The sequence below is a fragment of the Micromonospora sp. NPDC007230 genome (assembly GCF_042869115.1).
Lineage (GTDB): Bacteria > Actinomycetota > Actinomycetes > Mycobacteriales > Micromonosporaceae > Micromonospora.
The window spans coordinates 81,141-92,794 of the sequence record NZ_JBIAFE010000021.1; the positions used below are offsets into that span (position 1 = coordinate 81,141).

Annotated in this window: 8 protein-coding genes; 4 read left to right on the plus strand and 4 right to left on the minus strand. The window is 70.9% G+C overall.

What is annotated here, in order from left to right; all coding sequences use genetic code 11:
- Positions 1–59: 59 nt before the first annotated feature.
- The 4 genes from ACFYML_RS26240 to ACFYML_RS26255 all read left to right on the plus strand — a co-directional run bounded on the left by ACFYML_RS26240 (position 60) and on the right by ACFYML_RS26255 (position 3,372).
- Positions 60–1,307: an RNA polymerase sigma factor gene (locus tag ACFYML_RS26240; RefSeq protein WP_387423171.1), complete on the plus strand. Its 1,248-nt coding sequence runs from the start codon at positions 60–62 to the stop codon at positions 1,305–1,307.
- Positions 1,308–1,384: 77 nt separating this feature from the next.
- The gene (locus ACFYML_RS26245) at positions 1,385–2,044 is read left to right on the plus strand and encodes a DUF998 domain-containing protein (RefSeq protein ID WP_387423172.1); all 660 of its coding nucleotides are present in this window, start codon (positions 1,385–1,387) and stop codon (positions 2,042–2,044) included.
- Positions 2,045–2,058: 14 nt separating this feature from the next.
- Positions 2,059–2,433: a YciI family protein gene (locus ACFYML_RS26250; RefSeq protein WP_387423173.1), complete on the plus strand. Its 375-nt coding sequence runs from the start codon at positions 2,059–2,061 to the stop codon at positions 2,431–2,433.
- Positions 2,434–2,529: 96 nt separating this feature from the next.
- A complete protein-coding gene (locus ACFYML_RS26255) occupies positions 2,530–3,372 on the plus strand; it encodes a PPOX class F420-dependent oxidoreductase (RefSeq protein WP_387423174.1) in 843 nt (280 codons plus the stop codon).
- A 76-nt stretch (positions 3,373–3,448) separates the two neighbouring features.
- On the opposite strand, the gene ACFYML_RS26260 is transcribed toward ACFYML_RS26255, so the two are convergent.
- The 4 genes from ACFYML_RS26260 to ACFYML_RS26275 all read right to left on the minus strand — a co-directional run bounded on the left by ACFYML_RS26260 (position 3,449) and on the right by ACFYML_RS26275 (position 11,523).
- Entirely contained in the window at positions 3,449–4,057 is a 609-nt protein-coding gene (locus ACFYML_RS26260) for a TMEM175 family protein (RefSeq protein WP_387423223.1), read from the minus strand.
- Between the two features lie 266 nt (positions 4,058–4,323).
- Positions 4,324–6,225, minus strand: coding sequence for a S8 family serine peptidase (locus tag ACFYML_RS26265; protein ID WP_387423176.1), 1,902 nt, complete (start codon positions 6,223–6,225; stop codon positions 4,324–4,326).
- Positions 6,226–6,269: 44 nt separating this feature from the next.
- Entirely contained in the window at positions 6,270–7,805 is a 1,536-nt protein-coding gene (locus ACFYML_RS26270) for an LVIVD repeat-containing protein (RefSeq protein WP_387423178.1), read from the minus strand.
- Positions 7,806–7,950: 145 nt separating this feature from the next.
- The gene (locus ACFYML_RS26275; RefSeq protein WP_387423179.1) at positions 7,951–11,523 is read right to left on the minus strand and encodes a S8 family serine peptidase; all 3,573 of its coding nucleotides are present in this window, start codon (positions 11,521–11,523) and stop codon (positions 7,951–7,953) included.
- Positions 11,524–11,654 lie beyond the last annotated feature (131 nt).

The following is an 11,654-nucleotide window of genomic DNA, read 5'->3' on the forward strand; positions in this document are numbered from 1 at the left end:
ACACGACCGGGTGGCGGTCCATTCTTGAGAACATCCGGCCCGGCTGCTCTCATGGGGCCATGGGGGAGTCCGAAACACGGCGCACCGTCGAGGCGGTGTGGCGGATGGAAGCCGGGCGAGTCGTCGCCGGCATCGCCGCGATCGTCCGCGACGTCGGCCGGGCCGAGGAACTGGCCCAGGACGCCCTCGTCGCCGCGCTCGAGCAGTGGCCGCGCGACGGCGTACCGGCCAACCCGGGCGCGTGGCTGATGACCGTCGGCAAGCGCCGGGCGCTCGACGCGTTGCGCCGCCGGCAGACCCAGCAGCGTACGCTCGCCGAGCTCGGCCGCGACCTCGACGAGCAGGTCACCCCCGACTTCGATGCCGCGGTCGAGGATCGGATCGAGGATGATCTGCTGCGGCTGATTTTCGTCTCCTGCCACCCGGTGCTGTCGCCGATCGCCCGGGCGGCGCTGACTCTGCGGCTGCTCGGTGGCCTGACCGCCGGTGAGATCGCCCGCGCGTTCCTCACCACCGAGCCGACGGTCGGCCAGCGGATCACCCGTGCCAAGCAGACCCTCGCCGCCGCCCACGTGCCGTTCGAGGTGCCCGGCCCGGCCGAGCGGGCCGAGCGCCTCGACTCGGTGCTGGAGGTCGTCTACCTGATCTTTAACGAGGGGTACTCGGCCACCGCCGGGGACGACTGGATGCGGCCGGCCCTCTGTCAGGAGGCGCTGCGGCTGGCGCGGCTGCTGCAGGGGCTGATGCCCGACGAGTCCGAGGTGCACGGCCTGGCCGCGCTGCTGGAGATCCAGGCGTCGCGTACCCACGCCCGTACCGGCCCCGACGGTCAGCCCATCCTGCTCAACGATCAGGACCGCAGCCGCTGGGACCAGTTGCTCATCCGCCGTGGCCTCGCCGCCCTCGACCGGGCCCGCACCGGCCAGGCCGGCCCGTACACCCTGCAGGCCGAGATCGCGGCCTGCCACGCGCGGGCGGGTACCCCCGAGGAGACCGACTGGGCGCGGATCGCCTCTCTCTACGCGGAGCTGGCGCGGCTGGTGCCGTCACCGGTGGTGGAGCTGAACCGGGCGGTTGCCGTCGCCTACGCCGACGGCCCGGCCGCCGGCCTGGACCTGGCCCAGGCGCTGACGGACGAGCCGGCCCTCGCGGGCTACCACCTGCTGCCCAGCGTGCTCGGTGACCTGCTCGCCAAACTGGGGCGGCACGACGAGGCCAGGCGGGAGTTCGAGCGGGCGGCGGCGCTGACGGGCAACGCCCGGGAGCGGGCGCTGCTGCTCGACCGGGCCGCCGCGTGCGGCCCGTAAAAAATCTTGAAACGGGATGTCGGATCCCGGTCGGCCCGATCGACGCGTCAGTGAGAGCCGATGACGAGGAGATCCACATGACCAGTACGACACTGCGGCAGGCCCGGGCGACCCGGGCGGTTCCGACCGCCACCCTGCTCGCCGGGGGGATCGCCGTCGGGCCGCTGTTCGCGGTGGTGGCCGCCGCTCAGGTGCTCACCCGGGACGGCTTCGACCTGAGCCGGCAGCCGCTCAGCTTGCTCGCTCTCGGCCAGCACGGCTGGATCCAGATCGCCAACTTCGTGGTCTCCGGGCTGCTGGCCCTCGCCGGCGCGGCCGGGCTGCGCCGGGCGCCGCGGGGCGGCGCGGCCGGGACGTGGGGGCCGGCCCTGGTTGCCGTGTTCGGTGTCGGAATGATCGTCGCCGGGGTGCTGCGGGCCGACCCGAGCATGGGCTGGCCGGCCGGCGCGCCCGAGGGCAGCCCGGAGACGATGAGCTGGCACTCCGTCGGCCACGGTGTCGGGGCGATGCTGGCGTTCGGGTCGCTCACGGCCGCGTGTCTGGTGTTCGCCCGCCGCTTCCAGCGGCTCGGCGCGCGGGGCTGGGCGCTGTTCTCGGTGCTGTGCGCGCTGGCGACCGTGATCGTCATGGCCTGGCCCGACCAGGGCAGCATCAGCATCCGGTTGGCCCTGGGCTCGGTCTTCATCTTCGGTTGGCTCACCGCCGTGTCCGCCCGCATCCGCGCGGACCTGTCCTGAGAGGAAACTCTGCAATGCGCTACATGTTGATGCACAAGCTGGACGAGAACACTCCTGGCGCGTTCGACCCGAGCCCGGAGTTCATGGTCCAGATGGGCGCCTTCATCGAGGAGGTGGCCAAGTCCGGGATCCTGCTCGCCGCCGAGGGGCTGTGCAAGAGCAGCAAGGAGGACGCGGCGCGGATCACCGCCACCAAGGGCAAGACGACCATCATCGACGGGCCGTTCACCGAGACCAAGGAACTCATCGCCGGGTTCGCGCTGCTGGAGGTGCGGTCGAAGGAGGAAGCGGTGGAGTGGGGTAAGCGCTTCATCCACGTCTTCGTCGATCACGGTATCGACGTCGAGGTCGACGTCCGCCGGGTCAACGAGGGCCCTGGCCAGGCCTGATCGGGGCGGGCGGTACCGGTGGGTACCGCCCGCCTTTCTGCGCGCACCCCGGGCGGCCGTCGGTCACATCGGCGGCCGCCGGCCCGTCCCACCACCATGAGAGCACTGGTACGCGCGGTGGCCGCGCTGCTCGGCGCGGCGGCGGTGGTGGCCGGGGTGTGGGCGCTCACACGTCCGGACTCGTTCAGCTCGGCGGTCGGGTTCCCGCCGCACCAGCACTTCGTGCACGACGTGGGGGCGTTCCAGCTCGGCATCGGCGCGACCCTGCTGCTGGCGCTGATCTGGACCGACGCCCTAGCGGTCGCCCTGGCCGGATACGTCGTCGGCGGGGCGGCGCACACGCTGTCGCACCTGATCGACGCGCATGCCGGCGGCAGCGCCGCGCAGACCTGGGTGGTCGGGTTGTCGGCCGTCCTGGCCCTGGCCGCCCTGGTCGCCCGGCTGCGGCAGCTCGGCTGGGTGGTCGGTTACGTCGACCCCGCCCCGGCTCCTGCCTGGGCGCCGCTGGTGCGGCAGAAGACGCTTGTGCTGACGACCTTCAAGCGGGACGGGACCGCCGTGCCGACGGCGCTGAGCGTGGCCGTGGTCGGGGAGCGGGCGTACGTGCGCAGCTTCGAGAAGGCGTGGAAGACCAGGCGGATCCGTAACAACCCGCGGGTGACGCTGGCGCCGTCGACGGCGCTGGGGAAGCCGACCGGGGTGGCCGTGGAGGCGGTGGCGCGGCGGTTGACCGGGGCGGAGTACCGGGCGGCCAGCCGCGCGCTGATGCGGAAGCACCCGGTGCTGCACGGGGTGCTGGTGCCGTTGATGCACCGGCTCGGGCGGGCGAAGACCGGCCGTACGGTGCATTTCGAGCTGAGCCCGGTGGCGGCGACGGGCGCTGAAACGCCGCGGATCGCGTCGCTGGAACGCAATCCTGCACAGCGGAGCCGGGCGTAGGACGTTGCCGTCGCCGGGTGCGGTAGCCGACCAGTTGCTGGGGCGCGACGAGCGGCGAGGATGGGCCTGGCGTCCCTCAGCCCGGGGTCTCCGACTGGCTGATCACCCGGTCGATGCGGCGGTCGGGGACGACCCACATGATCGCCACGCCGACGAAGCACGCCAGGGCGATTCCCACTCCGATACGCCCTTCGATCAGCAGGGCGCTGAGGATCCCGGTGATGTAGAACACCGGGGAGACCTTGCCCTTGAAGTCGGTGCCGATGGCCCGCCGCAGCGGCGATTCCGGTCCCTGCTGGCGGATGATCACCGTCTGGAGCACGAAGTATGCGATGGCCGCGCTGAACAGGTTCAGGCCGTAGACGACGACCGGGGTTCGCTCAAACCTGGACTCGTCCATCCAGCCCGTCGTGAACGGGAACAGCGAGAGGCAGAACAGCAACGCCAGGTTCGCCCACAGCACCCCGCCCCTGACCCGCTGCACCAGATGGAACATGTGGTGATGGTTGTTCCAGTAGATGCCGACATAGACGAAGCTGAGGAGATAGGTCAGCAGCCCGGTGCCGCTCGAATGGAGGAGGTCGGAGAGGCTGTGACCCGCCGGCACCCTCAGCTCAAGCACCATGATCGTGATGATGATGGCAAGCACGCCGTCACTGAACGCCTCCAGTCGACTGGTCCTCACCGCGCCACCGCCCTTCTCCCTCAAGCACGCGGCCGTGAACCGCCACCTGCACGGGACAAGCACACCAGACGCTGGGACGGAGTGTGCTCCCGGGCCGCCCTGTCGAGATTGGTGTGGTTCCGGGGCGGCTGGCGGCTGCTACGGACCAGGCCAGGGACGGGATGGCTGGTGGTTGCCCGAGGCCAAGCCCGGGGACGCCACGGGTCAAGCCGATGGCCGGCCACTGGACAGGTGGCCGGCCATCGGGGCGGCGCCGGGGCAGGCGGTCAGCCGACGCGCAGCTGGGCGACGTGGAGGGTGACCATCCGCCCGAGCGTCGAGTCACTGTCCAGCGTGTCGGGGTCGGACGCGGCGTACCGGCCGGAAACGGTGAAGGTGTAGTCACCGGCTCCCGCGCCGGCCGCGGCGAGGTCGATGAGCGCGGTCGCCGTGCCCGCGCCCTGGGTGAAGGTCTCCGTCGTCGTGCCCACGACACCGCCGTGCGGGTCGGTGATCGTGACGACGTAGCTGGTGCCGTTGATCCCCAGGGTGGCCAACGACGGGTGGGAGAGCGTCACCTTGAGTGCGCTCACCCCGGTGCCGACCGGGGCGACGTAGGTGTGGTTGTCGGTGCCGGCCACCGTTGCCCGGGGCGCGTCGTAGGTCCAGAAGTCGGCACGCGGTACCTGGCGGCCGTCCTCGGCGAGGACCCTCGCATCAGCCTGGGCCGCCGCCGTTGCCAGGTTCTTGGCCCAGTTCTTTCCGGTCACCAGGGCGACTGCCCGGTCAAGGTTGACGTACCCGTAGCCGACCTGCCAGAACGGCAGCCGCCCGGCGCCGTCGTCGGTGGCGACCGGGGAGGCGGTGGCCTGGAGGGCGAGACGTACCTGATCCTGGGTGAGCGTGGGGTTGGCCTGCTTGAGGACGGCGGCGGCCCCCGCCACGTGGGGAGATGCCATCGAGGTGCCCGAGGCAGTGGCGTTGCTGCTCGGCGCGCAGGGGCCGATGACGGTGCCGAGGGAGTCGCACGTCGAGGAGATGTCGACGCCGGGTGCGGTCACGTCCGGGTGCGCGATGCCGATCCGGTCGCCGGTGTAGACGGTGTGGCCGCCCGCGGTGATCCCCGTCGGCTGGGAGTTGTCGTAGACCAGCCCGTTGGAGGAGAAGTCGCCGCGCTTGCGGTCGAGCGTGCCGGCGGCTACGGAGATGACCCAGGGCGCCTCTGCGAACGGGTTGAGGCTCATCTCCGCGTTGCTGCTTCCCGAGTTGCCGGCGGCGAAGACGACGGTCGCGCCCTGGTCGGCGACGGCCTTGGTCGCCACCGTCACCGGGTCGCGCGGGTCGAACTGTCGGTAGCTGTTTCCCCACGAGTTGTTGATGACGTCGACGCCCCACATGCCGTCCTGATCGAGCAGGTAGTCGTACGCCGTCACCACGGCGGTCGTGAACAGGACCTCGCCGATCGCCAAGCACACCAGAGTCGCGTCCGGTGCCACGCCGTACCTGCTGCCGTCGGTCACACTGCTGGAATCGGCGGCGACGATTCCGGCGACGTGGGTGCCGTGGCCACCGCCGATGTCGGTGTTGCTGTAGGGGCCCTTGTCCATCGGCACGACGATCGTGTTGGACGAGTCGGGCGGGATGTTCGCGTACTCCGCGCTCACCAGCGAGACGTTGTGCTCGACGTGGTCGGCAAGGTCGGGGTGGGTGGCATCGCAGCCCGAGTCGACGACCGCGACTGTCACCCCCTTGCCGGTGAGTCCGGCCGCGCGCAGTTGCGCGGTGCCCATGACGTCGGTTGAGGCGGTGTCGAGCAGGTGGATCGGCTCGTCGGGATACACGTCGGCGGCCACCCCGGTGGCCACTGCGGCACGCATGGCGTCCACCGGGCCACTGACCAGCGCCAGCGGCAGGTGGCGCATCGGCTGCACGGTCAGCCCGAGCGAGTCCAGCGCCCGCACCTGCAGGCTGGTCGGGACCGCGTCGAAGGTCGCGATCCCCCGGCCGGTCGGGTGGCCTGAGGCGAGTAGCCGGGACAGCCCGACCGGCCGGGCCGTACCGGCGTCGAGGCTCAGGGTGTCGCTGCCGAGGACGCCGGCCGCGCTGGCGGCCGGCATTCCCATGGCGCCGATGGCCAGCGTGGCGGCGCAGCACAGCGCCGTCAGTCTTGTCTGTCGGGTTCGAAACACGGGTTTCCCTCCGGGGTGTGCGACGGGTACTGGGGTTGCCGAGGTCAGCGCCTCCGGGCGCGGAACCGCCGGCCGGCCAGCAGCAGGCCGGACATCAGCAGGATGACCGTCAGCCCGCCGGCCGCCACGCGGTACGGCGGCGGGGTTTGGGTCTTCGCGCTGGACATGACGGTGGCCGGCAGGGTGGGCAGCGGGCCCGAGGTGGGGTCGGCGTTGGGGAGGTCGACGGTGAACACGTCGAGGCCCCGGATCAGGTCGGTGGTGTAGACGATGTTGGTCTTGCGGCCGGTGGCCACTCCGTTCTTGTTGCGCTCCGGGACCCAGTAGGCGTCCCAGACCTCCGACAGCCCGGAGGCGAAGTAGCCCCACTCGACGAGGTTGGCGGGATCGCGTACGTCGATCAGGCGGAGGCCACCTTCGTAGTAGGCCTGCGCGACGATGCCGCTCTGGTGGTAGTCGAACCAGTGCGCGGAGCAGAACGCCATGCGCGGCGAGGCGACACCCTCGCCGAGGTCCACGGGATTGATCCGGTCCAGCGGGCGGATCGCGCCGGGGGTCCCGTCGAGCTTCTCCACATACCAGGTCTGGAAGGAGCCGGCCGTGGCGCAGTCGGTGTTCATGTAGTCCTCTTCCGTCACCAACAGCACGTTGCCGTTGTTGACCCGAGGCCGGGCGCCGGGCTTGAACGTCGACGCGTTCGGCCGCATCGAGTTGTGATGGATGAAGTCGTTCCAGCCGGGCGCTGTGCCGTGGGCGTCGGTCGAGGTGACCAGCCGGGGGCGTACGGGATCGCGGACGTCGAAGATCGCGGCCCCACCCGACCCGGTGTGGATGCCGTACCCGGCGTCGTCGAAGTTCCACTTGTGCCCAGCCCCGCCGCCGAACTGGGCGTTGTAGGCCAGAGCCGGAGACTTCCCCGTGCCGACCTCCCGGGGCGCGTCCAGATCGGTGATGTCGACGATCGAGAACTGACCGCCGCTGCCGGCGGTGTACACGTAGTTGCAGGCGGTGTCCCGTACGCAGGTCACCGTGTGCGTGGACGAGCTGGTCTTGACCCGGGACCGGATGAACGGGTTGGCCGGGTCGGTGACGTCCACGATCAGGAACTGCTTGGACGCCCCGACGTGCTCGATGTCATCCGACGACGCTTGAACACCGTCGACGCCGGCGAGCACGAACCGGGTGGTGATCCGGTTCGCCGTGCGCTCGCCGCAGTTCATCGCCTCGTTTTCGAAGAGGATGTCGTCCAGCACTCCGGCCAGCTTCGGTGCCACCGGGTCGCTGACGTCGAAGACGCTGATCGCGTCCATGCCGGAGACGTAGAAGTACGGGGCCGACTTCGCGAAACAGCCGGAGATGGCGGAGGCGGCCGGCAGGTTCGTCACCAACCGGACGTTCGGGGACGAGACCAGCGGTACGGAGACGCCGTCGACGTACTGCTGGCGCTTGACCTTCCATGCCTCGCTGGTCCCGTGACCGTTGTGGGCCGCCGCCGGGCTGGCCGCACCGACGAAGACGGCCGCGAGGAATCCGGACGCCAGGATGCGCCGCGCTGTCCGGTCATGACGAGAAGTGAACAAAGCGAACTCCAAGGGGTGAGTAGCAACAAGATGGTGATGAGGCCGCCCCGCTGTCCGGCACTTCGTGATCGGACGTTTGTGAAGTGGATGACCGCTGGTTGCCGGCCGGTCCGGTCGCCCGTCCGGCCGGCAAACCAGCCTTCGGCTACTTGATCGTGACCCGTACGGCGTCCCGCGACGTTTCGATCCCCCGCTCGACGAGGCGGGCCAGGATCATCTTGGGGCCGGAGCGGTACTGACCGGTGTCGACGGTGAAGGCCCACTCCGCCAGGCCAGATGCCGGCCGCCACCCAGCCGGGTCGGCCTGGCCGTTGCGGTCCACCACCTGCCACTGCACGACCGCGTCCTGCGCCACGGTGAACGAACTGGCGGTCACCGCCGAGGTCGTGCTGTTCAGTCGTGCCCGGGCGTAGACGGTGTGCCGGCCGACCGGCAGGGTGCCGAGCGACACCCGCCAGGTGCCGGTGGCCGAGCTGAGCACCGCCTCCACCGGTTGCGCGAACGACGGATCGTCGAGCGACACCTCGACCCGGCGCGTGCTCGGGTGGTCGCCCGCAGCGGTCGGATCCTCGCCCAGGTCCGGGAACGTGTACCGCCCACCGGCGAGCACCGTCTCGCGCTCGGACACCGCAGCCCTGTCGGCCGGCGAGTCGATCGTGACGCCGAAGTCCAGCCCGGTGGGTGGCAGCGGCGCGGGCTGGATCTGTACGCGGGAGGCGTGCCCGCCCTCGAACCCGAACGCCCACGAGCGCGCCCCGAGCAGCTGCACCTGCAAGGTGAGCTGCTCGCCAGTAAAGGCCGGACGCGTGGTGCGGAACGAGAATGCGTACCGGGTCCAGCAGCCTTCGCCCAGGGTGGCGCATGCCGCACCCTCTGGCCCGCTGCCGACCACCGGCTGGGCCAGGCCTTCGCCCTGGCCGATCTCCCGGTCGGTGGCCATGAGGACGCCGACCGGCCGGATGACCGCGGGCGTCTCACCCGCGATGTACAACTCCACGTTGACGGTTGACTGCGCCGGCACTGGCGCGTCGAGGGTGTCCGCGCCGGCGAAGATGCCCACCGGCCGGAAGGCCGCGACCACCGACGTGACCCGGGACTCGAAGCATTTCTCCAGGTCACCGGCGGTGTCAGCGCGGTCCATGTACTGCTCGTTGTCGGTTCCGGCGCAGCCGGTCACCTCCGGCGACGATGCCACCCGGCGGTGCAGCCAGTACGACAGCGTGTTCTGCCCGAGCGGTTGCAGGGTGGACTTCGCCGCCGGGGACAGCTGCGCCGCGACCTTGCTCAGCACGGTCAGCGCCCCGGCGGTGGTGGCCACGTCGGCGAGGCGTACCTGGAGCCCGCCGGCGAGCGCCTCCGAGTCGGTCTTGCCGTCACCCGTCCGGTCGTACCCGCCCCACAGCGTGTCTCGTACCGCCCGGTCATAGGCGAAGAACTGGTCCTCGAACGGCCGTTCCGGCAGTTGAGCCTCGCCGAGCAGGACGGCGACCGCCCGTTCGGCGGCATCCGGGGTGGCCGCACCGTACCCCTCGAACAACACGTTCGGCTCGCCGGTGTACGGCGCGGTCGGCGGGTACGGGTAGGGGGCCCCGGTGTTGCCGTGTCCCAGTGGCAGCGCGCTCTTGAGCACGGCCTGCCGCAGTTCGTCGCGGGTCATGCTGCCGTCGGCCAGGTAGACGCTCTCCGTGCGCGGTACGCCGACCGCCACCGCCTGGCCCGGGCGCTGCCCGGCACCGCCGTCGCCGAGGGCGGCGCGTACCTGGCCGAGCACGGTGCCGAAGACCCCGGCGGTGTACGGCGTCGCGGCGGAGGTGCCGCCGAAGGCGCACTGGCCCACCGTGCCGCTCCGGCAGGCCGAGGGCAGGTTGCCGTCGCCCCAGGAGGACAGGTGCACCGGGATGCCGTCGCCGACGATGGCCCGCTGGTTGTCGCGCCGGATCGCGCCGACGGTGATGTTCCAGTCCGGTCCGGTCTGGTCGGAGTGCCAGGTGCTCACCGGTACGTCGAACGCGTTGCCGACCCCGTTGCCGGCGGCGAACAGGGTGGTCTGGCCGCGTTCGGCCGCTCGTTTGGTCACCTCTTGGCCGTTGGTGACCGGACCGACGGGTGCGCCGCCGACGTAGCCGAACGAGTTGCTGGAGATGTCGACCCAGGGCAACTGGGCCACGACCGACTCGTCGAGTCCCTCGACCACGACCAGCAGGCAGGTCGGGCAGTAGCCGTACCGGTTGCCGGTGGACACCGAGGCGGAGCCCGATCCGTGCCCGTTGTCGTCCAGGATCGGATGCGGGTCGTCCGCCGAGGTGGCCCCGGTGGAGCCACCGGCGTCCACCGCTCCGATGATCTTCGTGCCCGGGATCCAGTACATCGCCCCGGGTTGGATCGTGGTGTTCCCCGACCAGAGCTTGGTGTCCGCCGCCGGGAAGTAGCCCCGGCCGAGGGTGACGTTCAGCGCCGTGGCGTCCTTCGGGTAGCCGGGAATGTACTCGCTCGGATGCCGGGTGAAGTTTCTGGTCAGCGCGAGGACGTCCGGGTCCGGGTAGGTCTGCGCGGAAAATTCGAGGTGGTACGGGTTGATGCCGGTGTCGGCGATGCCGATCACGGTCAGCGGGGTGGTCTTCGTGGCGATGACCGAGGGGTCGGCGACCAGGACACTCGTCGTCTCCCGGCGCTCCAGCCCCGCCGCGTCCGTGGCCTTCAACGTCACCAGGTGCCGCCCCTGCGGCAGGTGCCCGGTCACCGAGGCGCCGCCGGTCTCGAACACCCCGTCGCCGTCGAGGTCCCAGGCGGTGGTGACCGGCGCGGTACCACCGCTGACCGAGCCGTTGAGTTTCTGCTCGGCACCCGTCGCGAACGCGTACGGCCCGCCGGAACTCACCACCGGCCGGGGATCGGCGCTTCCGGTCAGGCCGGTGACCACCATGCGCACCTGCTCGGGCGGTACGGTGGCGAACTTGACCGCGACCGCCCGCCAGGTCCCGGACACGGGCGAGGTCACCACGGTCTGCTCCGGCTGCCCGGCCGACGCCCCCGACGACGCCACCCGGGTGCCGGTCGGGTCGTACAACTCCAGGTCGTAGTCGTTGAGCGGGCTGGTGAAGGAGAGGTCGGTGGTGATTCGCCGGGTCCCGGCGGGCACGGTGAAGCCGAATTCCAGCCGCTCCCCGGTCACCGTCGTGCCGGGGGTGAGGTCGCTCCGGGTCTGGTCGAGCAGCGTGGCTTGGCTCGGCTGGTACACCACGACCCGGACCGTGTCCGAGGCGGACTTCCCGGCGGCATCCCGCACGGTCAGCGTCACCTGGTAGCTGCCGGCAGCCATGTTGGTGGTGTCCAACTCCGTGCTGGCCGCGTCGGCGCCGAGCAGTTTGCCGTGCGGGCTCGACCACGAGAACTGGTAGGGGGCGGTGCCGCCGTAGGCGGAGCCGAGCAGAACGGCCCGATCGCCGGCGGCGATGAATGCGCTGTCACCGGCGTCGGCGATCAGCGGCGCCGGCACCGGCGCTGGAGGCGTGGCAGCGGGGTTGGCTGTTCCGGTGACGGCGACCGTACCGGACAGCGGTGTGGCGGCCTTGCCCTGCCGTACGGGCTTGCCGCCCACGGTGTCGATCTTGATGGTCGCCGAGCCCGTCGTACCGGCGGTGGCCGGTGGGCCGGCGAGGAACAGGGCGAGCAGCGCGGCGCCAGTTGCCGTGATTGCAGCCCGTGTCGTTCTTGACACGCAGAGATCCTTTCGGTGGGGATTGTGACCGGCGGGATCCAGGTCTTAGCCGGTGTATCGCCCGGACGGCCGGCGCCGTAACAGCCACTGCCTGCGCTTGGCTGGCATGCGGCCGCGGACGGTTTCCTCGT